Genomic DNA, 26,894 nt, shown 5'->3' with positions numbered 1-26,894 from the left:
ATGGCATCGTATGCATTGTTAGAACAAGCACGTCATTTGCAGGCATTGGTTCTGGATGTTGATGGTATTTTAAGTGATGGCTTTGTGACGTTAACTAACACGGGCGATGAAATTAAATCATTCGATATCCGTGATGGTTTGGGTATGAAACTTGCGCAACAAGCGGGCATGAAAGTCATCATTATTACTGGTCGAAAAAGTAATATTGTTGATAAACGTATGTCTGATTTGGGTGTAGACCTCGTTTTTCAGGGTCGTGAAGACAAAGGCTCGGCACTTCGCGAAGCTTGTGCACAGTTTAATATTTTGCCTTCAGATTGTTTATATATGGGCGATGATTGGCCAGATCTTTCAGCATTTGCGATTGCAGGAATGAGTGTTACCGTTCCAAACGGACATGAAGAAGTGCGCCGCCGTGCGCACTTAGTGACCCAAGCAATGGGTGGTCGTGGAGCTGTTCGTGAAGTCTGTGATATGTTGCTGATCGCAAAAGGCATTTACCAGGAACTTCTTGAAAAATATCTTGCAGTACCGCATTAATAACAAGATTACTTAAAAAGGTAGGCTATTCCTGCTCATGGATACCAGAGTTTTATATATTGTTGCTGTAGTAGTTGCTGCTGTGAGTGGTGGTTATTACTACTATAGTGGCAAGGCAAAAAAACTGGACATTGGTTCGGCGAAGAATATGACGTATTCGGCGCAGGGCGTCCATTTGACTCAAACTGATGACAAAGGCAATTTGTATATTCGTGCTGAAGTTCGTCAGCTTGAGCAGGATATGCAACAAAAAACGTCAAAGTTGGATCAACTTAACGCCTCTATGTATAAATTAGGTAAAGTTGATGCAACATTCTTTGCTAAACAAGCTTATGGATATGATGATAATCAAAAGGTTGTGTTATCGGGCGATGTGGTCGCAACCAAGATTGCACCTCAAGGAACCATTGAGTTCCAAACCGATGAACTAACAGGTTATCCAAAAACCAGAGACATTGAAACAAACCATCAAGTGGTTGTTCAGTCTCCACAAGGCGAGTTTGTGAGTAAAGGATTAAAAGGCAATTTGAATAACGGTCAGTACGAATTTTTTAATATTCGAGGAAAGTATGCACCAAAGTCTTAATTTAAAACGTTCTTCAGCTTTCCTAAAACAAGCTGCGGTAATTACATTCGTTGCTTTATCATCTGCTTCGACTTTTGCTTTGCCGTCTGACCGTAATCAACAAATTTCATTGGTCGCAGACCGTGCAACTTATAATGACAAAACTGGTTTGACCACTTACACGGGTAATGTTGTGATTGAGCAAGGTACGATGAAGCTTCAAGCTGACTCAATTGTTGCCAATCTAAACTCGAAACGTGAAATTCAAGTGATTACTGCCAAAGGCCGACCAGCTAAGTTCCAACAGCAAATCAATGCCAATAAAGGTGTTGCACGTGGTGAAGGGCAAACGATTGTCTATAATGCAGATACAGGCATTATTACTCTGTCTGGCGGCGCATACTTATACCAAGATGGTTCAAGTATTCGTGGTAATTCTCTGAAATATAGTATGAACAAAGGTGATGTTGAAGCTCAAGGTTCTTCTTCAAACCGTGTACAAATTATTATTCCACCTTCAAGTTCTAAAAGTTTCCCAGGAGCGCGTGACTAATGCAGCAAGCTCTTCAACAACCGCAAACTTTGTGTATTAAGCACTTAGCCAAAAACTATAGTAAGCGTTGGGTTGTCAAAGACGTCTCTTTTAGTATGCAAAGTGGACAGATTGTTGGTTTGCTTGGTCCTAACGGTGCCGGAAAAACGACCAGTTTCTATATGGTCGTTGGGCTTGTGCGTATGGATAAGGGCGAGATTCATCTTGATGACCTCGATATGTCAGATCTAGCGATGCATGAGCGTGCGCGTAAAGGTATTGGTTATTTGCCTCAAGAAGCTTCTATCTTTAGAAAGTTGACGATTGCTGAAAATATTATGTCGATCTTAGAGACGCGTAAAGATTTGAATAAGCAACAACGCCAACAACGTCTTCATGAGTTGTTAAACGACTTTAAAATTAGTCATATCAAAGATTCATTAGGAATGAGTGTATCGGGTGGTGAACGCCGCCGTGCGGAAATTGCGCGTGCTTTGGCAGCAGACCCTAAGTTTATGCTATTGGATGAGCCATTTGCGGGTGTCGATCCAATTTCAGTGGGCGATATTAAAGATATTATCCAAACATTAAAAGATCGTGGTATTGGTGTACTCATTACCGATCACAACGTTCGTGAAACTTTGGCAATCTGTGAACGTGCTTATATTGTAAGTGAAGGCTCGGTAATTGCTGAAGGCACACCACAAGAAATTTTAGACAATGAACAGGTACGTAAAGTCTATTTGGGTGATGATTTTACAGTTTAATTAAAGTCATTAATCTAATTGGTTAAAAAGAGGTCAAGGCCTCTTTTTTGTTTTTTGATGTTTTATAAATAAAAACAATTACATATACCACTCATTTAATAAAAAAATAATGTGTGATTTATTCGACCAATTATGCTGTTTTCATTGAAAAACTATGTAGAATGGAGATGCTTTTAAACGATAACAAACAAGATCAACAAGATCAACAAGATCAACAAGATCAACAAGATCAACAAGATCAACAAGATCAACAAGATCAACAAGATAAGCATGATTGGATATAACCAGAAAAGAGTGAAAGGGAAATGTAGAAAGCAGGCTTTCCTGAAAGGGCTGATGCTTTTAAGTACACTACATGTTCCTGTTGTGATATACGCTGCTAAACCAAGTGAGCAATACCACACCCTGAAAGAAAACTTGTCACAACTTTTTGTCCCTAAAAGTAGTGATGATTTTAAAGTTGCCAAGATGCACGAGCTTAGTAATTTCAAGCTAGATCGTTCTATTGTGCAGGAATTTCCAACTGTTCAACTTAATGATAAGTCGGCTTCATCTTTTTCCAACTTGCCATCTCGAACGATGACATTGCAAGATGCGGTAAAAATTGCCATTCAGCGTAGTCCAGATATTTCACAATCTATTGCAACTTTAGCAGGTCAAAATTCAGGAGTTGACGTTGCTAAAGCCGGTTACTATCCCCAGCTGGCTGGAGGAATTTCAACTGGTGATTTAAGCACTGGCGAGCGTGGTAGGCAGCTACTCACTTTAAGTGCTACTCAAATGCTCTATGACTTTGGTAAGGTCAAATCAGGTGTGAATGTTGAACAGGCTAAAGTTCAGGTTGAACAAGCGAATGTTTTAGTCAGTGTTGATACTCTAGCTTTGGATGTTGCACAAACTATTGTGAATATTCAGCGTTATCTTCAACTTAATAAAATTGCTGAGCAGCAAATTGCCGGTATTCAACGCATTCAAGACATTGCTAATCTACGAGCAAACGCCGGTGTCGCGAGTCAGGCAGATCCAATTCAGGCGCAGTCATACTTACAAGCAGCGCAGTCGACCTTAATTGCGCAGCAATCATTGTTACGTCAATATCAACAGCATTTAAGAACGTTACTCGGCGCAGATGTTACTCGTACTGGATGGATTATTTCCGAAGACCTCGTAAAGCAATCTGACCTTTATGGTGAACCTGAGTTTAATACTATTCCTAAAATGATTGCCGCACAGGCAAGTGTAGAGGTTGCTAAAGCACAAAAAGAACAAACCCGTTTAACACGTTATCCGACCTTAGCTGTTAAAGGCTCGGTCAGTCAGGCGATTAACGGTAAAAATCCAAATAATGATAAGGATGATGGCTTATATAGTTCAGTCATGTTGGAAGCAACAAGTCAGTTTTATCAAGGTGGTGCAACCGCTTCACAAGTAAAAATGGCAAGTTATGCTGAAGAAGCGGCTAAATCTAAAGTCAATTCCGTTTATCTGGATGTGCTGGATCAAATTAGAACAAGTCGTGAACAAATTGAAAATAAACAACGTCAAATGCAGGTTTTGGCAAGTCGCCAAGCAACGACGGTTCGTACACGTGAACTCTACCAAGAGCAATATAAGCTCGGTACCCGTTCACTGGTCGATTTATTAAATGCTGAACAAGCCATTCATAGTGCCAACTCAGAACTCGAATCAGCACGTTATGACATTTATAACAGCATTGTTCAATACATTGCAGCAACAGGACGTTCCCGCCAAGCCTATGGCTTAAATAATATTTCAATTCAGGGGTTCGAAGTACAACCATGATGACAAAAATAAATTACCAGCCTTGGTTACAGGCGGTCTTAACTATTGCCAAACACTACCGAATCGAACCGTCAGAAGAAAGAATTCGTTTACAACTCGACTGGAACCAAAACCAGAATCTAGATGATGTCTTGCAATTAATGACGCGTCAGGTCGGTCTTAATCTTCGTAAGGCGCCATTTTCTTTAGACTTATTAAACCCATGGCGTTTACCGGTTATGGTGGAGTTTAATGATGGACAAGTCGGTGTAATCGATAAAGCAGATACGCAAGGTAATGTGAGTATTCAGTTCAGTGGAGATCAAGGTCTTTCACAAAACTTATCTTTAGACGTTCTAAAAACGACACTCAAAAATGTCTATATTTTACGCCCTGAAACGTCTATTCCAGACGCCCGTATTGATGAATATATCAAGCCATACGAAGCTAACTGGTTCTGGTCGATTGTTTTAAGAGACTGGAAACGTTATATCGATATTATGTTTGCCTCTTTAATTGCCAATATTTTGGCATTGGCAACCATTATTTTCTCGATGCAAGTCTATGACCGTGTTGTGCCATCTCAGTCAATCCCGACCTTATGGGTGCTGGCAGGTGGTGTACTCATTGCGGCTCTTTTCGAGTTTACCTTACGCGTTTCGAGAGTGTATTTATCCGATATTATTGGTAAGCGTGCCGACTTACGTGTCTCAGACCGTGTATTTGGCCATGCTTTACGTATCAAAAATAAAGATCGCTCTAAATCTACCGGTAGTTTTATTTCCCAGATTCGTGAACTCGAAGGTGTTCGTGAGTTAGTAACCTCAACTACTATTAGTGCAATTGCCGATTTCCCATTCTTTTTCTTGTTCCTGATTATCTTTGCGATTATTGGAGGAAAATTATTCTGGGTTATGTTGCTTGTTGTGCCGCTTATGATTTTGCCAGGTGTTCTAGTACAGAAGAAATTGGCTCAACTTGCACAAGAAGGTATGAGAGAGTCTTCAATTCGTAACGCAATACTTGTAGAAGCAGTACAGGGTATTGAAGACATCAAGCTATTACGTGCTGAATCACGTTTCCAAAACCAATGGAACCACATGAATGAAGTTTCAGCCGACATTGGTATGAGACAGCGTAAAATTGTTGGTACTTTAATGGCTTGGACCCAAATGGTTCAGGGCTTAACTTACGCTATTGTGGTGTTAGTGGGCTGTTTTGCGGTAATGGATGGGGAAATGACCACGGGTGCGCTCGTTGCGTGTTCAATTCTTTCTTCACGTATGTTGGCACCGATTGCCCAAATTACAGGGGTATTAGGTCGTTTACAGCAAGCAAAAGTTGCTAAACAAAGTCTTGATGAACTCATGCAGCGCCCAATTGATCAGGCTGATCGTGCACATTTGGTTCATAAAGCTGTTTTAAACGGTAATTACGAATTAAAAAATGTCATGTTCCAATACGGGGATGATGACCCAAAACCAAGTCTGGCAATTCGCCATTTGCAAATTCGTGCGGGTGAAAAGATTGCAATTTTAGGTCGTAATGGAGCAGGTAAATCGACATTACTTCAACTCTTATCTGGCATGCAATCTCCGACTCAAGGTGCTGTGCATCTGGACGGTTTAGATCTGTCTTTAATTGACCCATCCGATGTACGTCGTGATATGGGATTACTCAACCAGAATGCTCATTTATTTTACGGAACAATCCGTGAAAACCTGACCTAAGGTGCACCACTTGCGACCGATGAAGATATTCTTCGTGCTTTGGTCGTGACAGGCGCATTACCTTTCATTCAAGAGAAAAAAGAAGGGCTGGATCACCTCATTTTAGAAGGTGGTGTCGGTTTCTCTGGTGGTCAAAAACAAGCTTTATTACTTGCACGTTTATTAATACGTCAACCGAATATTCTATTACTCGATGAACCAACAGCAGCCATTGATGATGTTGCCGAGAAGCAACTCATTGATCATCTTAAAGGATGGTTGGCGCATCGCACATTGATTGTGGCAACACACCGCCGCGCTGTTTTAGAACTGGTCGATCGTATTATTGTCGTGAATGAGGGCAAGATCGTGATGGATGGACCAAGAGATCAAGTACTTAATCAATCAACAGCCCAACAAAAACAAGTAAGCCAAGGGGGATAATTCATGAGCGAACAACAACAAGAACTCACCCGTTCAATGAATGTATCTTATAGTGAACCACCATTACCACGTGCCAGTTTGGTCATTTGGATTGTGGGAATTGGACTCGTTATTTTCTTTATTTGGGCATGGTTTTTCCAATTAGAAGAAGTGTCTACAGGTACAGGTAAAGTCATTCCATCATCTAAAGAACAGGTTATTCAGTCTTTAGAAGGCGGTATTTTAACTAAATTAAATGTACAAGAAGGTGACATTGTTCAAAAAGGTCAAATCCTTGCTCAGTTGGATCCGACTCGTTTTGCTTCGAATGTAGGTGAATCAAGATCTTTATTAATTGCCGCTCAGGCAACAGCGGCACTTTTGCGTGCAGAAGTGAATGGTACACCGTTGGTTTTTCCTGAAATTGTAGCGAAAGATCCGAAGCTTGTACGCGAAGAGACTGCTTTATATGAGTCTCGCAAAGCTGATTTACAGCAAACGCTTTCTGGCTTGAAGCAAGCATTACAGTTGGTTCAACAAGAATTAGCGATGACTGAACCCTTAGTTGCCAAAGGCGCTGCCAGTGAGGTTGAGGTTTTACGTTTACGCCGTGAAGCAAATGATTTGCAAAATAAAATGAACGATGCACGTAACCAATATTACGTTAAAGCACGTGAAGAGTTATCTAAAGCAAATACTGACACTCAAACTCAACAACAGGTCGTGATGGGCCGTAATGACAGTTTAGAGCGTGCCGTATTTAGAGCACCTGTACGCGGTGTTGTAAAAGAAATTACAGTAACAACTCATGGTGGTGTCGTTCCGCAAAATGGTAAGTTAATGACGATTGTTCCAATTGATGAACAGTTACTGATTGAAGCTCGCATTTTGCCACGTGACATTGCATTCATTCGCCCTGGTCAGGAAGCTTTAGTAAAAATTACAGCTTATGATTATTCAATTTATGGTGGTTTAAAAGGTAAAGTTACCGTTATTTCTCCAGACACGATTCGTGATGAAGTTAAACAGGATCAATTCTATTATCGCGTTTATATCCGAACTGATACAGACAAGCTCTACAATAAACAAGGTAAGGCTTTTGGTATTACACCGGGTATGGTGGCAACGGTAGATATTCGTACTGGTGAGAAAACTGTACTCGATTACTTGCTTAAACCATTTAATAAAGCGAAAGAAGCATTACGAGAAAGATAACAGAAGAAGCCCCGAAATTCGGGGCTTTTTTTATAGGTTCGCTTCTATTAAATTCACGTTATAATTTGATTTTTATTATGCTTTATTTAATTTATGGCTTTTACGATTGCAGCACCGGTTACATTTGAAGAAGAAATTAAAAAAAGTAGATTTCAGGCTATTGCTGCGCCAGTAGAAAATGAACAGCAAGTGAAAGAATTTTTAGAATTAAATAAAGATATATCGACTACCCATCAATGTTGGGCGTGGAAAATTGGGCATAACGTTCGCTTTAATGATGATGGTGAGCCATCTGGTACAGCAGGGCGTCCAATTCTGGCAACTATTGAAGGCAACGACTTAACTAATATTATCGTCATGGTGAACCGCTGGTATGGGGGTATAAAACTGGGAACTGGTGGTTTAGTACGGGCCTATGGCGGTTGTGCTGGGCAATCCTTATTGTTAGCTGAGCGAATTGAACTTATTGAAAAGAAGACCATTCACTTTTCTTGTCATTTTAATGAATGGGCTATTTTTCAATATGAGCTTACGCAGCAGCAAATTGATTTTCAGGAAACCTATACTGCAATAGGGGTAGATATTGAAGCTAGATTACAAATCCACCAGATTGAGCCACTTGCTTTAAAGCTCCGTGATGTCACTCGTGGCCGAGAAGAATTAAAAGTTGAGGAGGAGTTAGCAGATGACTGATTCCTTACTCAAATACCGTGATCAACATAAGCACCGTTTAAATTATATGCCATGGCTATATTGGACTTTAAAGCCCAAACACCGTGCCTGGGCAGAAGAATGGCAAAAAGAATATCAGGCTTATTTAATGGATATGGAAACAGTCGAGATCGGGGAGAACTGTTTTATTTCACCGTTAGCCCATATTTTTGCCGAGCCGGGTAGGAAAATTAAGATTGGTGACAATTGTTTTATTGCGGCAGATTGTAGTTTACATGGACCGCTTGAGATTGGTAACGAAGTCGCTATTAACCACCACTGTATTTTAGATGGTGGTCGAGCTGCTATAAAACTACACGATCAAGTTCGTATTGCTGCTTATTGTCATCTATATGCCTTTGATCATGGTATGCAACTAGACCGTCCGCTTTATCAACAGCCTGTTCGTTCGCAGGGAATCGAAATTGAAAAAGATGTTTGGTTAGGCGCGCATGTTGGAGTTAAAGACGGAATTAAAATTGGTAAACACGCTGTAGTTGGTATGAATAGTATGGTGACAAAAGATGTGGAGCCGTACCATATAGTGGGTGGAAACCCAGCAAAATTTATCCGTTTAAGAGAATAATACAGTCTTAAGAATGTAATAAAATGTTTGATCTTTAAACAAAAAAGTGGATTTTAATACATAAACCTTAACATACGGATTTTTATCTATGTTAAGTTAAAGCTAAGTTATAGAAAAATCTCCAAGGCAAATAGACCTGAAGAAGAGAGGCAAAAATGAACCGTGTTATTGCGTGTATTGATTCATCACCTTGTATTAATGCTATTGCAGATGCAGCGGCTTGGGTTGCGAAAGCAACTGGACGAGAGCTTGTGTTATTACAAATTTTAGATTACTACCCAGCAAGTTATCACTTAGGTGAAATAAGTGGTGTAATCGGCTTTGAAAGCAATGCAATGTTGCTTAAAGAGTTGGCTGAATTAGAGCAAAAACAAAGTGAACTCGCTTTAGATTACAGCAATAACTTACTCAAACATATCTCTGATCTAATTAAAGAAAAACACGGAATTACATGCTCCAAAATTCAGGAAAAAGGGGATTTTCTAGAGCAAAGTTTCAATCTCTTGCATGAAAATGATATTGTTATTTTAGGGCGAGTGGGCGAAAGGGCTGCCGAAAAGCATAAACCAATTGGTAGCAATGTCGAAAACTTCATTCGAGGCGCAAATTGCACGGTTCTGACTATTGGTGAAAACTTCAAAGTACCGACACGTTTTATATTTGCTTATGAATACTCTCCTACGTGTCAAAAAATGATGCGCCGTATTGCACAAAGTGATTTATTACGGACTTTACAGTGCCATTTAGTGTATGTGGGCGATCATCCTGAAATATTGAATGAACCAGAACATTTCCTTAAAGAAGCCGGCCTAGATGTCGTCACTGTTTACCGATATGGTGATGTTGCCCAGAATATTCTTGAGTACCAACAAGAACACGGTATTCAGATTATTGTGCTCGGTGCTTTTAGCCATAGCAAAATTCATCAGTTCTTCTTGGGAAGTATTGCAACGACCATATTCCGAAACGCGACTGTGCCATTACTTGTGGCTAAATGATGAGATCAGCATATAGTTATCCGCAAATCTTGTGGATAACTATATGGAAAAGCAAGGGTAATAAAAGTAATTATTTGATTATAAATAATAAAATAGAAAAGATGATTTTTTGATCACTATTTAACAATTGCAATCGCGAAGCCGTCATGACCTTTTGAGCCAACCGTTTGTAAAGCTGTACAAGACAGAATTTGCGGATGGTTTTCTAAAGCTTTAAAGGTTTCACGAATACCTTCAATACTCGGTTTTTTGTTTTCAGGATTCAAAATATCGCCCGCACGGATGACGTTGTCTAGCACGATAATCGTACCTGATTTTGAGAACTTAAGGCTGAGTTCTAAATATTCCGGATAACCCTGTTTATCTGCATCAATGAAAATAAAATCGAAAGGCTCAATCGACTGTGGATCTATCGCTGAAAGTATATCGGCAGCACGGCCAGCTTTTAGTTCAACTTTTACAGGAAGATTCGCATGGTCGATATTTTTTTTGGCCATTTCTGCATGTGTATCGCGACCTTCAATGGTAAGCAAATAGCCATCTTCAGGCAGGGCACGTCCTAGCCAAATTGTACTGTAGGCAGCAAAAGTTCCAATTTCTAAAACTCGCTTACACTTATTCATCTGAATAAGCATTTGTAAAAACATGCCTTGGTTTGGAGCAACTGCAAGATGATTTGAAAAGCCGTGTTCGTCGGTATTTTTTAATGCAAAGTCGAGTCGGGGATCTTCGGGAATTAAATGTGAGTCGATATATTCGTCAATGTCTGTCCACAACTGCTGCATAGTCAAATTTACCTGTATATTGATAGGCGTATTTTAAACGTTTATGACTAGAGTGCAAAAATCTTCGGATTAAGAAATTTTGGTTGATTATAGAATGAGCAAATCCCCTTAAACTGAAGCGCACAAGGGGATTTATATTTTAGAAATTACACATGGAAGTATTACGGGTTAGGTCAGGTCCCCAAGTACGATAGCCTTGAGTATCAATATGGATTTGTCCTGAACTATATAAACCAATACCTAAGTTTAAACTTTGACCATGTTGGGCCCAGAACTGACACAATTTAAACTTGGTATTTTCAATAAACGCATAGTCTTGCGGTTGTGGAACTTCTGGTCCAATACGGAAATCGATGGCAGAGTTAAACAAATGTTTAGAAGAACTTGCACCACCAGCACATTGGTTTAAAGGTAAGTCACGATAAACCGAAGTCACTTCAAAGTCGGTTAAAACTTTTGCAGCAATTAAATATTTAAAGACGCGTAAGGTCGATAAAGAGTTATTCCAAAGTTCACGGTTTGGAACAGCATATTCTGAACTGCCACATTTTTGCCAATCGCGAGCTGATCTTAATAATTCAAAACTTGGTACGATGCCAGCAACATCATGACGCGCTAGAAATTTTTCGTATTCGCGTACACGTTCATAATGATCGCCAGTATTTAACCAAGCACGATAAGAAGCAGGCTCAACTTTAGGTGGAATTGGACGTTCGATAATAACGCGTTCTTGAGGAATAAAGATGCGTTTACTTGGAGAGGTTTTGCCTGTTGTTGTGTGTTGGGGAGAGCTGGCGCAACCTACCATAACCGCAGGGATTATGCATAGGGGCAGCAGACTCTGCAAAAACTTCCGCATAAGAAAAATCAAAAGCTTAATAAATATTGCGCCTATTTTAATGCAAAACAGTGCACAAATTACGAGGAATTTGCAATGAAATGTTTGAATAGGGTATAAAAAAGATCAGCGGTTGCTGATCTTTTTTTGAAATTATTTTTCTAGATACTGTAACTTATCTGGTTTGCCGTTCCATTCTTCACGGTCAGCAGGTTGATCGCCAATTTGAGTAATGTTAGGCCATTTTTGAGAAAGTTCAGCATTTAACTCAATAAATACTTCCTGACCTTCTGGTAACTCATCTTCAGAGAAAATTGCATTTGCAGGGCATTCTGGTTCACATAATGCGCAGTCAATACATTCATCCGGATTAATCACTAGGAAATTCGGACCTTCGTAAAAACAGTCTACAGGACAAACTTCTACGCAATCTTGGTATTTACATTTAATACAATTTTCAGTGACAACAAAGGTCATGGCGACAGCTACCTAAAAAATATGGTTTCATTTCGAATAGCTTATTTTAGGCAAAAAAGGGGTAAACAAACAATTGCTTTTATTGATATTGTTTATTTATACATATGAAGATAAGTTAAAACTTTGATATTCAAAGGAATGTTCTGGCCTTAAGATTGGTCAGATTGTAAAATTGAGATAAAAATATATTTTTAAAAACAAAAGGTTAAATAAATTTTTTCTGATGGGTTTAAATGTCATTTGGGTCAAGGTATCTATTTGATTAGATACCTTAAATCCGACTCTTGCGCTTAAATGCTGCTTTTATGCTGCTTTTATGCTGCATTTATAGCTAAAAAATCCTTAAATTATGGGTCTTAAAGCATACAGAGCAAATGAATGTCTTCTGGTTCTAACTCCCATAATTCCCGATCTGGATGTTTCAATACTGCCGCACCATACTTCATATAAAAGTCGACTGTACGTTTACTTGGCGTAGCTGAAATATAAAGTTGATGAACGCCCAATTGCTTGGTCGACTCTTTGGCTGCTTGCATCAGCTTTGCGCCAATACCTTGGCCTTGTTGATTGGCATCGACATAAAAATATTGCAGTAATTTAGCAGCAGGATAATCACCAATGTGTTGGTTAGATACGACACTAATGCCCACTAGCTGTTCAGCCGTATTAAAAGCACCTACAAATGAAGCACCTTGTTGATAGAGTTCTTTTAATTTTGGTGGGTCATTTTCTAAATGATAGGCATCCCAATTTTTAACATCATAAAAACAATCTATTAATTCGAGTTGATCTTGTTTTTGTATGTAGAGTTGGGTAATCAGTTCACGTCGACTAATGTGTTGCCAAATTAAATCGATCTCTTTGTATTGTAGTGGCCTTAAGAAAATAGAAATTTTATTCTCCTTAAAGTAAGAGCAAACATGCCTATACACATGTTTGCTCAATGAGTGATTATGAATTAAGCGCTGCTTTTAGCTCATAAAGCTGTTCAAGTGCCTGACGAGGGGTCAGGTTGTCTACTTCGATTTGCTTAAGTAAATCGAGGGCAGGTGAAGAGACTTCAACTTCAATCACTTTCTCTATGACTTGAGTACTTGGTGTAACTTCTGAATCTAAAGTTGCAAACAAATCACTTTGAACACTAGTTTGTAAGTGCTGCTGTTGTTGCTTCTCTAAAATACGTAAACGCTTCTGAGCTTCTTTAATCACGTTAGCTGGAATACCAGCTAATTTTGCAACCTGTAAACCATGGCTTTGGCTTGCTGGCCCTTGTTGGACTTTATGCAATAAGATCAGATTACCGTTTAACTCTTGAGCAGTGACATGATAGTTATCAATACCAGGTTCGCTGCCCAACTCTGTTAATTCAAAATAGTGAGTCGCAAACAAGCAAAGACATTTAATGCGTTTGGTTAAATCAACCACACAAGCCCACGCTAAAGAAAGTCCATCATAGGTACTGGTTCCGCGACCAACTTCGTCCATTAACACAAGCGATTGATTCGTCGCATGGTGCAAGATTTGTGAAGTTTCAGTCATCTCAACCATAAAGGTCGATTTGCCTGTCGATAAGTCATCGGCTGAGCCAATACGGGTAAAAATACGGTCGATTGGGCCAAGTTTGGCAGCTCGTGCCGGAACGTAACTACCGCAGTAAGCAAGCAAACTAATTAATGCTGTTTGGCGCATAAAAGTAGACTTACCGCCCATGTTTGGACCGGTAATAATTGCCATACGGTGCTGGGCATCAAGGAAAGTATCATTTGGTGTAAATGGCGCTTTACTTAACGCTTCAACTACAGGATGACGGCCACCTTGAATCTTAATACCTGTTTCTGGTGTAAATTCAGGGCGTGCCCAGTTGTTTAAACGCGCTTGATGAGCAAAGTTTGCAATTACATCAATTTGTGCGATTGCTGAACTCATCATTTGTAGATGAGCAATATTTTCACGAAGGTTTTCAAGTAAAGCTTCAAATAACGCTTTTTCACGTGCTAATGCACGAGACTCACTTGATAAAACTTTATCCTCAAAACTTTTTAGCTCAGGCGTAATGTAGCGCTCGGCATTTTTTAAGGTCTGACGACGAATATAGTCGGCAGGGGCTTGTTCGGCTTGAGAGCGAGTCAGTTCAATATAGTAACCACTTACACGGTTATAACCGATTTTTAAGGTGCTAATGCCAGTACGTTCACGCTCTTTTATTTCTAAATCAATGAGGAATTGGCCTGCATGATCACGAATTTGGCGTAATTCGTCGAGTTCAGCATCATAGCCTTCTGCAATTACATTGCCATCACGAAGTAATACCGGTGGGTTTTCAACAATCGCAGCCATTAAATGTTGATGAAGCGATTTAAAGTCACCCAATTCTTGATCGAGCTGTCCTAATAACTTGGATTTCTTTGCTTGTACAACAGGTGCTAATGCATTTCGTAAAAATGGAATTTGCGCGCAAGCATGACGAAGCTGAACTAAATCGCGTGGTCGCGCACTACCCAGCGCCACACGACTAAGTACACGTTCAATATCCCCAATTTCTTTAAGCACTAAACGAACCGGACTTTCATGGTAGCCCTGAATTAACTGTTCAATTGCATCTAAACGTGCATCAAGTAATGCGGTATCACGGACAGGTTGCATGAGTGTTCGGCTAAGTAAACGTCCACCCATTGCAGTTTGGCAGTCGTTCACCAGTTGGAATAATGATGTGCCGTGTTCAAACAAAGGTTCAATAATTTCTAAGTTACGGCGCGTGATTGGGTCGAGCGCAATAAAGTCAGTGCTTTGTTCTAAAAGAATTGAACGAATATGTGGTAACGCCGTTTTCTGGGTTTCTTTGGCATAGTGAATTAGAGCAGCAGCAGCAGCTTTAGCCAAAGGTAGCGGATCTAAACCAAAACCAGAAAGCGTTGATACAGAGAACTGGTCACATAAGGTTTTTTGTGCATTGTTTAAATTGAAGTCTACATTTGGGCGCTTGGTTACAGGGCAATCTAAATGCTTTTTGATTTGTTCGATAATATTTTGATCGACAAGATCTTCATCAATTAAAATTTCACTTGGCATGAGGCGTGCCAGTTCAATTGGAAGTTGTTCCGGTTTGTAGTCTTGTTGTTGAACTTTAAAAATACCTGCACTTAAGTCGAGTAAAGCAAAACCGATCTGGTTTTGATGGATACATAACGCAACAAGATTAGAGGACTGATAACTTGTGAGTAATGCATCGTCGGTTAATGTACCAGGGGTAAGAATACGAACAACTTTACGCTCAACAGGACCTTTGCCGGTGACTTCACCCACTTGTTCACAAATGGCTACAGTGCGGCCTGCTTTTACTAAACGCGCCAAATAACCTTCGGCTGAATGGTAGGGAACGCCTGCCATTGGAATCGGGTTGCCATTTGCTTTACCACGATGGGTTAAAGTAATGCCTAAAAGTTTGGCTGCTAAATGCGCGTCTTCAAAGAACAGTTCGTAAAAGTCGCCCATACGATAAAACAGCAACGCATGTTGATAGTCTTTTTTGACTTTGAGATATTGCTGCATCATTGGAGTGTGGTTGGAGAGATCAGCCATGATTTCAGCGCTATTCATGCGTAAAAAACCCTTAAAAAAACGAAAAATTTACTTTTGGTTAATGAACCAATTTCAAATTTTTAAAAAATGAATGTAATTCAAGAAAAGTACAATAACTGGATGAACCTTAGAACCAGCATCCCTAGTATAAAGTGTTTTCAGACCATTCCAGCGGTGCAATGGTAACAAATTTGAGTTATTGAAAAAAAGAGTAGTGAATTATTGAAGTACTTGAACAGTGTAAAGATGTATTGAAAAAGAACTTAAGCTTAAAAACGATTTTCTTGAGTAGAAGCTTAACTGTATAAGAGAAAAGAAACATACATATTAATTTTATGCATAGTTGAATATTCAAATAATTCATTTTATTCATTGTTATAGGTTGGGTATGTTTATAAGCATCGTACCAGCGATGTTATATGTTCGATAGCAAATAAAAACTCGTTTCCAAAACTGATAGGCAAACACAAGAATTTAAAAGCCCAACAGTAAAATAGACCAAGCTCAGGAGTAAAAATATGCCAACCAATTTGTTTGATTTAACAGGGAAAGTCGCATTAATAACTGGTGCAAGTCGTGGGATTGGTGAAGAAATTGCAAAACTTTTAGCTGAGTATGGCGCACATGTCATTGTTTCGAGTAGAAAAATTGATGATTGCCAAGCGGTTGCCGATCAAATTATTCAGGCAGGTGGCAAGGCAGAAGCGTTTGCATGTCATGTGGGTTCAATGGAGGATATTACGGCTATTTTTGATCATATCCGTTCTAAGCATGGGCGTTTGGATATTCTAGTCAATAATGCTGCAGCAAACCCTTATTATGGCCATATTCTCGATACAGACCTTGCGGCATATAACAAAACGGTTGAGGTCAATATTCGTGGTTATTTCTTTATGTCGATTGAAGCTGGAAAACTGATGCGAGCTCAAGGCAGCGGTGCGATTGTCAACACCGCTTCTGTGAATGCATTACAACCAGGCGACCGCCAAGCTATTTATTCAATTACCAAAGCAGCCGTGGTGAATATGACGAAAGCGTTTGCCAAAGAATGCGGCCCTTTAGGGATTCGTGTTAATGCCATACTCCCAGGTCTAACAAAAACCAAATTTGCTGGCGCCCTATTTAGCAATGAAGAGGTATATAACCGTTGGTTGCAAGAAATCCCATTACGCCGTCATGCGGAGCCACGTGAAATGGCTGGAACGGTTTTATATCTTGTCTCTGATGCAGCAAGTTATACCAATGGTGAATGTATTGTGGTTGATGGTGGTTTAACCATTTAAGGACGGGTAGCAATGTACGATCAGTATTCAGATCAAGTGGTCTCAATCACAGGTGCGGCGAGTGGATTTGGTGCACTGCTGGCCCAGCAATTGGCAGAACATGGAGCAAAATTAGTCTTGGGAGACCGCAATATCGCAGGGCTGAATGCAGTGGTTGAACCATTACAACAAGCGGGTATACAAGTAGTTGCGCAGGCTTGTGATGTTAGTCTTGAAGCAGAAGTACAGGCATTGGTACAAAGTGCGGTGGATCATTTCGGTAGAATTGATGTCAGTATAAATAATGCGGGTATGAGTCCGCCAATGAAAAGCTTTATTGATACCAATGAGGCAGATCTGGACTTGAGTTTTGCTGTAAATGCCAAAGGCGTATTTTTTGGAATGAAGCATCAAATTCGACAAATGCTACAACAAGGTGGTGGCGTTATTCTAAATGTTGCTTCTATTGCAGGTTTAGGAGCAGCTCCAAAACTGGCAGCTTATTCGGCAGCAAAACATGCAGTGGTGGGTTTAACCAAAACAGCAGCAGTGGAATATGCAAATAAAGGGATTCGGGTTAATGCAATTTGTCCATTTTATACCACTACACCGATGGTGCTCGACAGTGAACTGAACGCGAAACAAGACTTTCTGGCACAGGCTTCTCCGATGAAGCGTCTTGCCCATCCGAGTGAAGTTGTTGCAATGATGCTGATGATGTGTGCTAGAGAAAATTCATATCTCACAGGTCAGGCCATTGCAATTGATGGTGGTGTTACGGCTTATTAAATACTTATTAAGAACAAAATATTAATAAATCTATTTAGGAAAAAACTATGACAATCAATTTAACCAACCGTGTTGCAATTGTTACAGGTGCCGGTGCAGGCTTAGGACGTGAGCATGCGCTATTACTGGCTCGTTTAGGCGCAAAAGTTGTAGTCAATGATTTAGGCAGTGATGTACATGGCAATGGCGGATCAACTTCAGCTGCACAGAAAGTGGTTGATGAAATCATTGCAGCCGGTGGTGAGGCGATCGCCAATGGTGCTTCCGTCACCGATGCGGAGCAAGTCCAGCGTATGGTCGATGACACTATGGCTCGTTGGGGACGCATTGATATTTTAGTCAATAATGCGGGCATTTTGCGTGATAAAACCTTTAGCAAAATGACATTAGAAGATTTTCGGCTAGTGATCGATGTGCATTTGATGGGTGCCGTGAACTGCACTAAAGCAGTTTGGGAAATCATGCGCGAGCAGAAATATGGTCGTATTGTCATGACCACGTCATCCTCGGGTTTATACGGAAACTTTGGTCAGTCTAACTATAGTGCTGCAAAAATGGCTTTAGTAGGTTTAATGCAAACATTAGGCTTAGAAGGCGAAAAATATAACATTCGAGTCAATTGTATTGCCCCAACAGCAGCAACCCGAATGTTGGAAGGCTTGTTACCAGAAACCTCACTCAAAGCACTTGCACCAAGTGCAGTTAGTCCAGCGATTGCTGTATTAGTCAGCGAAGAAGCCCCTAATAAAATGATTATTTGTGCAGGGGCCGGAAGTTTTGAAGCTGCACATATTACCTTGACCCAAGGCATTCATTTAGGAACTGGCGATGAGGTAGTGCATAACTTGGTACAGCATTTAAGTGAGCTTACTGATCGTACCAATGAAATCGTTCCTACGATGGGCGCAGCGCAAGGCAATTTAGAGTTGCAAAAAGCGGGTTTAAGCGGGGACTAACATGAGTATAGTGACGATTGAGCAACTGTTTGACTTGCAAGATAAAGAACTAGGTGTCTCTGATTGGTTGACCATTGACCAAGCCATGATTAATGCTTTTGCGGATGTTACGCGAGATTGGCAATTCATCCATATTGATACCGAAAAAGCTAAACAAACTCCATTTGGTGGCACGATTGCTCATGGTTTTTTGACTTTATCTTTACTATCGGCTATGGCGGCCGAAGTATTGCCCTCTGTAGAGGGACAAACCTCATCGGTAAACTATGGCATGAATAATTTACGCTTTCTAAGTCCTGTGCCGAGCGGACATCGTGTACGGGGAAGATTTACCTTAAAACAAATCATAGAAAAAAGAGCGGGAAGCTATCAGCTGACCTTAGGTGTGACAGTTGAAATTGAAAACCACCCCAAACCAGCGCTCGTTGCCGAATGGTTAACGCTGATGAATTTTTAATTGGGAGAACCGTGTGAATAATGAAATGATTCTTTCTCGACAGGATGTCGATTTCTTACTGTTTGATTGGCTTAACATTGAAGTACTCAATCAGCGTCCTCGTTTTGCAGGGCAAGAGCGTAGTGATTATGCGGCAGTATTGAATGTATATGAAGACTTGGCAACTGATCTTTTTGCGCCCCACAATAAAAAAAATGATAGCCATGAACCTAGCTTTGATGGTGAGCGTGTAACTGTTAATCCAGAGGTAAGTGTCGCCTTAAAAGCCTTTGCAGATGCAGGTTTGATGAGCACAGCTTTTTCTACTGAATGGAACGGAATGAGTTTACCCAATACCATTGAACGAGCAGGTATGGCTTACCTGATGGGTGCAAATCCGGGTACGACAGGCTACGCTTTTTTAACGATTGGTAATGCAAATTTATTGATGGCCCATGGAGACCCTAAAAAAGTAAAGCCATATATTGATGCCATGATTGCAGGTGACTGCTTTGGTACGATGTGCTTATCTGAACCACAGGCCGGATCTAGTTTGGGAGATATTCGGACACGTGCAGTGCCAACAGCCGACGGACGTTATCGTTTATTTGGCAATAAAATGTGGATTTCAGGTGGTGAGCACGATATTTCAGGCAATATTGTGCATTTGGTTCTAGCCAAAATTCCAGATGAACAAGGGAAGTTACCTGCTGGCGTTCAAGGCATTTCGCTATTTACCGTACCTCGAAAATTAGTTGATGAGCAGGGAAATATAGGTGAGCGCAATGATGTCGCTTTGGCCGGAATCAACCATAAAATGGGCTACCGTGGCACCGTCAACTGTGTATTAAATTTTGGTGAAGGTCGTTATACACCAGAAGGAGAACCAGGCGCTATTGGTGAGCTGGTGGGCGAAGCTGGCAAAGGGCTTTCTTATATGTTCCATATGATGAATGAGGCCCGAATTTCAGTTGGTCTGGGCGCAGCCGCCTTGGGATATACAGGTTATTTGCATGCACTGGACTATGCAAAAAACCGTTTACAAGGCCGCTCTCGTAGTGAACGTGATCCGAGTTCTCCACAAATTCCAATTATCCAACATGCAGATGTGCGCCGTATGCTTTTGGCACAAAAATCATATGCCTCTGGAGCACTTGCACTTTGTTTGTATGCTGCAAAATTAACAGATGATATTCACTCTCTTGAAGATAGCGAGCAACAGAAAAAGGCACAACTACTCCTCGATTTACTTACCCCTGTGGTAAAAAGCTGGTCATCAGAATGGGGACTCGTGGCCAATGATTTAGCCATTCAAGTACATGGGGGATATGGCTATACCCGTGAATACAATGTAGAGCAGTTCTATCGGGACAACCGACTCAATCCAATTCATGAAGGTACATTTGGCATTCAGGCGATGGATTTACTCGGACGCAAAACACGGATCAATGATGGTCTGGCGATGCACGTTTTGAATGAAAAAATCACAGGAACAATTGCTCAAGCTCAGTCAATAGCAGCATTACAGCGCCATGCCAATACTCTTGCTCAGACATGGCAACGGGTTCAGGAGGTAACGGCAGCATTACATGCTATTAAGGATATGGATATGCAATTGGCAAACGCTGCCAATTATTTAGAAGCATTTGGACATTTAGTGGTTGGTTGGTTATGGCTAGATCAGGCAATAACCCTTCATGAAAATCTAGCCACTTCATCAGCAACAGATTTTTTAAATGGCAAGTTAGCTGCCTGTGATTATTTTTTTGGTTGGGAAATGCCTAAAATTTACAGTTGGCTCGCTGTTCTTGATCCAATTGAAACTACGCCATTAAATATGCAGGAAGCTTGGTTTTAATCACCAAAATTAATCTCATTTATACTTCATTACGCTGACCATAAGCGTAATGAAGTTATGATTTTTAATAACTTTGGTATAACAGTATTAGATAAACAAACTCAAAGCCATATAGTGAAATATATTGGTTTGGACTTGTTTGTGGAAAGCCCAATTTTATAAAGAAATATGACTCAATTTTTGATGTATGAAGTCAATGAGCGCTCTTGTTTTAGCGGGTAAGTAACGACGATTTGAATACAGTGCGAATAACTGCAAAGGGGCTGCCTTTTGTTCAAATTCAATCTCGACTAGCCGTCCGTCGCTAATGTAGGGTTGGCAAGTTTGTTTTGATAGAATTGCAAAACCGATACCTGCTACAGCAGCTTGTCCTGCCATCTCTCCGCTGTTTACTCGATAATGTCCTTTAACCTTAATGGCCTCGAATTCCCCCTTTTTATTGACAAATTGCCAAGGAGCACCTTTGAGTGCACTGACTGTTGTAATACAGGGTAACTCTTCAAATTGCTCGATACGAGTAGGGGTGCCATAACGCTGAATGAGAGAAGGGGCTGCAACAATCGTGCATGGGATAGTCACCAGATGACGAGCGATGTAGTCACTGTTATCCATCTGACCGCGGCTAATGATAATCGCTAAATCCAGATCATCTCGTAGAGATTCAAAACCCGACAAATTTGTGACACAGCTGATTTCTAAGTCTGGATACTGACAGGCGAATTCTGCAATCACAGAACCTAGCAGTGCAGGGCCTATTTCATTTGGAATACAAATTCGTAATGGACCTTTAAGCTGCATTTGACGCAACGTTAATTCTGTCTCCGTTTGCTCAAGCGCTTCGAGTAATGGCTTTGCTCTGGTATAGAGTAGTTGCCCTGCCTGAGTGAGTTTCATATGTCGAGTACTACGCTCAATGAGCTGAAGATCGAGTTTTTCTTCTAACTGAGAAATGCAGCGACTCACGTTTGATGTTGGCATTTCAAGCAGTTTCGATGCACCCACAAAACTTTCTTTTTCAACCACAGCAATGAATACTTTCAGGGTATTAAAATCCAGAGCCGGACGCATCAATTGTCCCATATTTGATAATAATAAAAGCCATTTCTACCATATAATCAATACTATTGATAGCAGTTAAACTCGGACATCTTTTATCTATAGGTTACTGCGATGTCCCTAGCCACACAGACGTTTAATTATAAAGTCCTCATGCGGATAGCCACTGTAATTGCTTTCGTTCAGTTCACGAATGCACTGAAATATATGGTGTTCAATCCTATTTTTGTTTTTATGGCGACAGATTTCGCAGTGCCAGTATCATTCTCAGGTTATGTTTCAGGGATGTATACGCTTGGCGCCGTTCTTTCGGGAATTATTGCTTTTTACTGGATTGATCATTTCAATAAAAAGCGGTTTTTAACTATCAATATGGCGCTACTAGGTCTACTCACACTTTGGACTACCTGCACATCCAGTTTTAGTCTGCTACTTGCACTTCGATTTTGTGCAGGGTTGGTCGGCGGCACTACAATGGGTGTGGGTATAAGTATATTAATAAACAACGCTCCGCCTAATTTACGAGGAAAAATGTTAGCGACGGTGATTGCATCATTTTCAATAGTAAATATTGTCGGAATGCCTACCATATTATTTCTATGCACTCACTATGGTTGGCATGTGGCTTTGTGGCTCATAAGTGCATTGTGTGTGTTGGCATTGCCATTAATTGTATCCATTATACCCAAAGACCAAGTCTATTTAGATATGCTTCGTGCGCTGCCTCTGGATATGAACACATTATTGTTCGCCTCTGCTAATGCACTCGTACAGTTTAGTCCTATGCTCGTCATTCCTATTTTGGCACCCTTAATGATTCAGCAGTTGGGTGCTTCACAAAATCTATTGCCTTGGCTCTTCTTCAGTGGAGGTGTTATAGGTTACCTATCTACAAAAATTACAGGGGCGTTAACCTCTCGTTTTTCTGTTTTAGTGCTGGGTACAGGTTCAACCATTGTTTTTATACTGAGTTTGCTAATACCAATACTAGGCTATCAGCATGCAGCGTTATTTATTGGTTTATTTCTCGGTGCATCTTACAGCCGTTTGGTGTCATGTTCAGTGCTTACGATTCAGTTTCCTAACAACCAACAACGAGCTGGATTTTCTTCATTACAGACATCCATCATGTATTTAATGACAACCGTTGCATTTTTCTTATCTGCTTTTTTATTGCCTGATCAGGGTATGACGCCACAAAGTGTAAATACGTTACTAGCGATATGTGCAATTTCAGCAGCAGGGTTCCCAGTTCTTGTGATTGTTCTGCAAAAGAAACTGGCTAAACGTTTTCATGTCTTTTTATAAGCTCTTCTGGTTTTGTCTGACTATCTCTGTAGAGTTACGTTTAAATCACTGGTAAACTTCACCCATTGTCATTGGGGAGTAGCCATTCCTAGTACCCAGCTAGGAAGACCACGTCAACAAACTTGAGATGAGTATCTCATGGCGTGTTCAGCCACTGTATATACAGTATGAGCTAGGCGAGACCTTTGGCCGCAACGTGCTTTGCTAGTCGGGCGAGGCGTGTTGACGCGCCAATGGTTTCTTATTCGCCCGGCTGGAACTATTCCTATGCTCCTCACTTTTATCTTATTCTTTGTGTCCGCCGCAGCGATTTATCTCGCCTGTGAATATTTCGTCAATGGTATCGAATGGTTCGGTAAGCACCTTAATCTAGGTGCAACTGCAGTAGGTTCCGTACTCGCAGCTTTCGGTACAGACATAAATCCATCTCGGCTCATTTTAGAAATTACTGAAAATATTGCCTTAAATAATTGTGCAAGCATGATCGAAAAAATGAATTTCTTGTCTAGACATGGCATTCAGCTTTCACTTGATGATTTTGGTACAGGGTACTCATCTTTAAGCTATTTACAAAAAATGCCTATGAGTCAAATCAAGATTGATCGAAGTTTTGTACAAGCTGCTTTGGATGATAAGCGTAGCAATAAACTGGTCACAGGTATTATTAAAATCGGTTTAGACTTAAACCTTCGTGTGCTTGTAGAAGGAATAGAAACGATTGAACAATTTAACGCTTTTAAAAGTAATGGCTGTACTGAATTTCAAGGCTATTTATGGGGTTGTCCGATGCCTTTAAATGACTTTATTAAACAGTTGCCATATTTTCATAAGTAGTTGAAAAATTAATTAATAGAAAGTATAGAAGATAAAGGTATATTATTTTATTAATGATAAAAATCACGCAATCCAATGTTATATGAGCTTTTTTTATATTACAAAATTAAAAAAAGCTTAAAGCAAAACAAAAAATGGTTATTTATTGGCTTAATTTTAACAAATAATTAACAATAGTTACTTATTGTTACATAAGATTACAAGTTGAAATATAACTTGAAGCATACTTACTTTGAAAGACACCTAATACCGCTTCAAAGATAAGGAAAAAACCTTAATGCCACAATACTTAGCTATTGCAGAAAGTGTGTATAGGAAAGTTAAAGAAGTTGAGCTTTTTTCAGATGACACTATTGAAAATCTTAATAATTTAATGATTTTTATACGTAAAGAGATCACGGGGAGTGTATTCAAATTAAAGTATAACTACATTGATTTCGAAGAAGCTTTAACAAAACCCTTAAGTGAATGTAAAGTAAAAATAGATGTTAGTCTTATTCCACACCATAGTATGGAAGACGAATATATTTTATGGCTAGCTGGAATTGTTGAAAAAATTACGGAGGGTGGGCCCAAACCGCCACCACCAATTAAGAAATATATTCCTGAATTTATTAGCCTCGAATCAGAACTAGATTTTTTAACTGTTCCAAAGGAAAAGGTTTTAAATAAAGGTGAAGAAATTACCGACTATTTTAATTCAGAAGCATTTACCAAAACTGTGAAAAAGTAATGGTTGAGTGTATTTATAAAAACCGTTTAATCGCGGTTTTTTTATTGAGTTAAAAACGAGTAAGTAAGCCTATTTTTGCTTAGTAAACTTTACACTCCAGTACAGATCATCTATTGATACGAGTTATACATTTATGTATTACTTTAAATTCCAGTACTACAATAAAAAGGAATTTATTATGAAGTACATTAAGTATATTTTCGCCGCATTAGTTATCGCGCTTTCTGCTCCAACCTTTGCAAAAGGTCACGCTTACCACGGCTCACATCATGGTTATCACGGCAGTCATTATGGTAAAGCTTATGCTTATCGTGGTAATCATCATGGTAAGGGCTACTATCATAATAAAGCCCATGGCGATCATGGGTCTGATATGCATAGCCACGGACGTGGTCATATGTAATTCAACTCACTACAAAAAATCCCGCAATAGGCTGCGGGATTTTTTATGGCTTGATCTCACCACTTTATAAACTCCAATTTAACAATATCTTATTCATTATTTATCCTTACTTTTTAATGCGTTATTTAAAAGCAAATGTCATTTTGTGTGCTTGACTGTAAGAAGCTAGGACACTATCCTTTGCCTGCTGGCCACATTGCCAGTCGGTCGTCGCGGACCGCCCCTTAAGAGCATTAAAGGTTTTATACTTTTAGTGTGTACACCCTCGTGCCCCCTCTGCGGCGGAATGATCTGACCCCATAAAGTTGGACAGTTAGTTAAGCAGTTTTTATAAACTGGTTTCTATATTGTACCGGGGATAAACCTTGTAGCTTCACCTTGATTCTCTCATGATTATAATAATGAATGTATTCTCGTATCGTTTTCTCTAATTCATCAATTGATTGAAATTTTTCTCCATGAAAGCATTCCGATTTTAATATTCCAAAGAAGCTTTCTATTACAGCATTATCTAAGCAATTTCCTTTACGAGACATACTTTGAATTAAACCATGTTGCTTTAATTGCTGTTGGTAATGAGCCATTTGATATTGCCATCCTTGATCTGAATGGAGAATTGGTTTCTCATGTCGCTTAAGTTTAGCTAAGGCATGAATGAGCATATCTTTCACTAACTCATAATTGAGTTTACGTTGGATCCGGAAAGTAATAATTTCCCCATTAAACAAATCTATAATTGGTGATAGATAAAGTTTTTCACCGTTAACATTAAATTCCGTCACATCAGTTGCCCATTTCTGGTTGGGATGGTTCGCTTTAAATTGCCGTTGCATAATGTTATCAGCCACCGTCCCGACACAACCACTTTTATATGAGCGATATTTCAATGCTCTGATACGTGATTTAAGTCCCATGGTTTTCATAAGGCGATATACACATTTATGGTTGATTATTATTCCTGTACTTTTCAGGGCAAGAGTAATTCTACGATAGCCATAGCATCCCTTATGCTTGTGATATATGGACTTAATCTGCTGTTTTAACTCAGTATATTTGTCATTAGAGCGTACAGCTTTCATGTGATAGAAATAAGTACTACGAGCAATCTTTGCAATACTGAGTAAGAGTTTTAATGGATAAATTTGCCTTAATTCTGAAATAACCTGAACAGTGTCTGCAGTACAAAGTGTATTTAAGTACGTTGCTTCAGTTTTAAGGCTTTTAGCTTTTTTAAAAAGGCAACCTCTGCTCGTAAAGCAGTCACTTCATCAATGAGCTCCTGTTGAGATTTATCTTTGTCTTCTTTTATAGGTTTAGTTATTTTGGTTTTATGTTGTTTAACCATATTGGTATAAATCCTCGTAGTATTAAACCCGGCAATCCCTTCTTTATGATACTGAGCGAGCCACCTTCTTAAAATTGACGTCCCGCTCAGATTTAACCGTCTTCTAACTTCTCTTACCGGTATCTTATCAAGAAGCATTTGTACAGCCTTGATTTTAAATTCGGAAGAGTAGTAGGTTTTTTTAGTTTTAACATTCAGGCCATCTTCACCTTGTGCCTTATAGTTTTCAATCCATAAGCGGATGGTTTGGAGATCAACATTAAATTCTTGTGAAAGGATTTTATATCCTTTACTTCCATCTAAATAAGCTTGAATGACTTTTAATTTTAACTCTTTTGAATGCTTCGGAATTGGCATAGGGCACACCTCATAAGTTTAAAAAGTCTAACTTATGGGGTGCAGTTCAG

The 26,894-nt window shown here is 39.7% G+C and carries 26 protein-coding genes, 2 pseudogenes and 1 riboswitch; of the genes and pseudogenes, 20 read left to right on the top strand and 8 right to left on the bottom strand.

The features are described 5' to 3' along the window. The 11 genes and pseudogenes from J671_RS18245 to J671_RS18205 all read left to right on the top strand — a co-directional run bounded on the left by J671_RS18245 (position 1) and on the right by J671_RS18205 (position 9,828). Entirely contained in the window at positions 1–540 is a 540-nt protein-coding gene (locus tag J671_RS18245) for a KdsC family phosphatase (protein ID WP_004709751.1), read from the top strand. 37 nt (positions 541–577) lie between these two features. After that, positions 578–1,126 (top strand): LPS export ABC transporter periplasmic protein LptC, encoded by a 549-nt coding sequence (gene lptC / locus J671_RS18240; RefSeq protein WP_002051045.1) that lies wholly within the window; start codon positions 578–580, stop codon positions 1,124–1,126. Next, a complete protein-coding gene (gene lptA, locus J671_RS18235) occupies positions 1,110–1,658 on the top strand; it encodes a lipopolysaccharide transport periplasmic protein LptA (protein WP_002051027.1) in 549 nt (182 codons plus the stop codon). Before lptC ends, lptA begins: the two co-directional genes overlap by 17 nt. Beyond that, positions 1,658–2,404, top strand: a complete 747-nt coding sequence (gene lptB / locus J671_RS18230; RefSeq protein WP_002051056.1) for an LPS export ABC transporter ATP-binding protein — start codon at positions 1,658–1,660, stop codon at positions 2,402–2,404. Before lptA ends, lptB begins: the two co-directional genes overlap by 1 nt. Before the next feature lie 161 nt (positions 2,405–2,565). Next, a complete protein-coding gene (locus J671_RS26285; RefSeq protein ID WP_265597018.1) occupies positions 2,566–2,688 on the top strand; it encodes a hypothetical protein in 123 nt (40 codons plus the stop codon). 52 nt (positions 2,689–2,740) lie between these two features. Continuing rightward, positions 2,741–4,207 carry a TolC family protein gene (locus J671_RS18225; protein WP_009498825.1) on the top strand — a complete coding sequence of 489 codons (1,467 nt, stop codon included), beginning with the start codon at positions 2,741–2,743 and terminating at the stop codon, positions 4,205–4,207. Then, a pseudogene (locus tag J671_RS0104800) lies at positions 4,204–6,339 on the top strand (type I secretion system permease/ATPase). The gene J671_RS18225 and the pseudogene J671_RS0104800 overlap by 4 nt, the downstream one beginning before the upstream one ends. Positions 6,340–6,342: 3 nt before the next feature. Further along, entirely contained in the window at positions 6,343–7,533 is a 1,191-nt protein-coding gene (locus tag J671_RS18220) for an HlyD family type I secretion periplasmic adaptor subunit (RefSeq protein WP_004887960.1), read from the top strand. 93 nt (positions 7,534–7,626) lie between these two features. After that, a complete protein-coding gene (locus J671_RS18215) occupies positions 7,627–8,226 on the top strand; it encodes an IMPACT family protein (RefSeq protein ID WP_004887958.1) in 600 nt (199 codons plus the stop codon). Further along, positions 8,219–8,830, top strand: coding sequence for a chloramphenicol acetyltransferase CAT (locus J671_RS18210; RefSeq protein ID WP_004887956.1), 612 nt, complete (start codon positions 8,219–8,221; stop codon positions 8,828–8,830). The genes J671_RS18215 and J671_RS18210 overlap by 8 nt, the downstream gene beginning before the upstream one ends. A gap of 155 nt (positions 8,831–8,985) precedes the next feature. After that, the gene (locus tag J671_RS18205; RefSeq protein ID WP_004887954.1) at positions 8,986–9,828 is read left to right on the top strand and encodes a universal stress protein; all 843 of its coding nucleotides are present in this window, start codon (positions 8,986–8,988) and stop codon (positions 9,826–9,828) included. Between the two features lie 116 nt (positions 9,829–9,944). Here J671_RS18205 and J671_RS18200 read toward each other — a convergent pair whose 3' ends face one another. The 5 genes from J671_RS18200 to mutS form a co-directional block, all read right to left on the bottom strand. After that, a complete protein-coding gene (locus J671_RS18200; protein ID WP_004887952.1) occupies positions 9,945–10,613 on the bottom strand; it encodes an O-methyltransferase in 669 nt (222 codons plus the stop codon). A 139-nt stretch (positions 10,614–10,752) separates the two neighbouring features. Further along, on the bottom strand, positions 10,753–11,472 hold the full coding sequence (locus tag J671_RS18195) for a D-Ala-D-Ala carboxypeptidase family metallohydrolase (protein ID WP_006580609.1): 720 nt from the start codon (positions 11,470–11,472) through the stop codon (positions 10,753–10,755). A 132-nt stretch (positions 11,473–11,604) separates the two neighbouring features. Continuing rightward, entirely contained in the window at positions 11,605–11,928 is a 324-nt protein-coding gene (gene fdxA / locus J671_RS0104795) for a ferredoxin FdxA (protein WP_002051033.1), read from the bottom strand. Between the two features lie 356 nt (positions 11,929–12,284). Then, a complete protein-coding gene (locus tag J671_RS18190) occupies positions 12,285–12,815 on the bottom strand; it encodes a GNAT family N-acetyltransferase (RefSeq protein ID WP_079377141.1) in 531 nt (176 codons plus the stop codon). A 64-nt stretch (positions 12,816–12,879) separates the two neighbouring features. Continuing rightward, a complete protein-coding gene (gene mutS / locus J671_RS18185) occupies positions 12,880–15,525 on the bottom strand; it encodes a DNA mismatch repair protein MutS (RefSeq protein WP_004887948.1) in 2,646 nt (881 codons plus the stop codon). 500 nt (positions 15,526–16,025) lie between these two features. Here mutS and J671_RS18180 point away from each other — a divergent pair, with 500 nt between their 5' ends. From J671_RS18180 to J671_RS18160, 5 genes are read left to right on the top strand one after another with little or no spacing between them, the layout of a single operon-like run. Next, a complete protein-coding gene (locus J671_RS18180) occupies positions 16,026–16,790 on the top strand; it encodes an SDR family oxidoreductase (RefSeq protein ID WP_004887947.1) in 765 nt (254 codons plus the stop codon). Between the two features lie 12 nt (positions 16,791–16,802). Further along, positions 16,803–17,558, top strand: coding sequence for an SDR family NAD(P)-dependent oxidoreductase (locus tag J671_RS18175; RefSeq protein ID WP_004887945.1), 756 nt, complete (start codon positions 16,803–16,805; stop codon positions 17,556–17,558). Positions 17,559–17,605: 47 nt separating this feature from the next. After that, positions 17,606–18,514 (top strand): SDR family NAD(P)-dependent oxidoreductase, encoded by a 909-nt coding sequence (locus J671_RS18170; RefSeq protein WP_004887943.1) that lies wholly within the window; start codon positions 17,606–17,608, stop codon positions 18,512–18,514. 1 nt (position 18,515) lies between these two features. Beyond that, positions 18,516–18,971, top strand: a complete 456-nt coding sequence (locus J671_RS18165) for a MaoC family dehydratase (RefSeq protein ID WP_004709686.1) — start codon at positions 18,516–18,518, stop codon at positions 18,969–18,971. A 13-nt stretch (positions 18,972–18,984) separates the two neighbouring features. After that, the gene (locus J671_RS18160) at positions 18,985–20,808 is read left to right on the top strand and encodes an acyl-CoA dehydrogenase (protein ID WP_004887941.1); all 1,824 of its coding nucleotides are present in this window, start codon (positions 18,985–18,987) and stop codon (positions 20,806–20,808) included. 156 nt (positions 20,809–20,964) lie between these two features. Here the strand turns inward: J671_RS18160 and J671_RS18155 are convergent, their stop codons facing one another. After that, positions 20,965–21,876, bottom strand: a complete 912-nt coding sequence (locus J671_RS18155; protein ID WP_004887938.1) for a LysR family transcriptional regulator — start codon at positions 21,874–21,876, stop codon at positions 20,965–20,967. Positions 21,877–21,978: 102 nt separating this feature from the next. On the opposite strand from J671_RS18155, the gene J671_RS18150 reads away from it, so the two are divergent. From J671_RS18150 to J671_RS18135, 4 genes and pseudogenes are all read left to right on the top strand, one after another. Beyond that, the gene (locus tag J671_RS18150) at positions 21,979–23,172 is read left to right on the top strand and encodes an MFS transporter (protein WP_004887936.1); all 1,194 of its coding nucleotides are present in this window, start codon (positions 21,979–21,981) and stop codon (positions 23,170–23,172) included. A 61-nt stretch (positions 23,173–23,233) separates the two neighbouring features. Next, a riboswitch (yybP-ykoY riboswitch) is annotated at positions 23,234–23,429 on the top strand. Positions 23,430–23,586: 157 nt separating this feature from the next. Further along, a pseudogene (locus J671_RS18145) lies at positions 23,587–24,006 on the top strand (EAL domain-containing protein); the annotation flags it as partial. 277 nt (positions 24,007–24,283) lie between these two features. After that, the gene (locus tag J671_RS18140) at positions 24,284–24,739 is read left to right on the top strand and encodes a hypothetical protein (protein WP_004887933.1); all 456 of its coding nucleotides are present in this window, start codon (positions 24,284–24,286) and stop codon (positions 24,737–24,739) included. A gap of 178 nt (positions 24,740–24,917) precedes the next feature. Continuing rightward, complete coding sequence (locus J671_RS18135; RefSeq protein WP_004887932.1) at positions 24,918–25,142, top strand: hypothetical protein; 225 nt, start codon at positions 24,918–24,920, stop codon at positions 25,140–25,142. Positions 25,143–25,459: 317 nt separating this feature from the next. On the opposite strand, the gene J671_RS0104775 is transcribed toward J671_RS18135, so the two are convergent. Together J671_RS0104775 and J671_RS18130 are read right to left on the bottom strand one after the other, a co-directional pair. Continuing rightward, the gene (locus J671_RS0104775; RefSeq protein WP_125305425.1) at positions 25,460–26,302 is read right to left on the bottom strand and encodes an IS3 family transposase; all 843 of its coding nucleotides are present in this window, start codon (positions 26,300–26,302) and stop codon (positions 25,460–25,462) included. Positions 26,303–26,334: 32 nt separating this feature from the next. After that, positions 26,335–26,844 (bottom strand): helix-turn-helix domain-containing protein, encoded by a 510-nt coding sequence (locus tag J671_RS18130; RefSeq protein WP_004886316.1) that lies wholly within the window; start codon positions 26,842–26,844, stop codon positions 26,335–26,337. Positions 26,845–26,894 lie beyond the last annotated feature (50 nt).

It is taken from the genome of Acinetobacter sp. 1130196, from assembly GCF_000588095.1.
Taxonomy (GTDB): domain Bacteria; phylum Pseudomonadota; class Gammaproteobacteria; order Pseudomonadales; family Moraxellaceae; genus Acinetobacter; species Acinetobacter nosocomialis.
The sequence above is the reverse complement of the archived record's forward strand: the minus strand, read 5'-3'. Positions and strand labels throughout refer to the sequence as shown.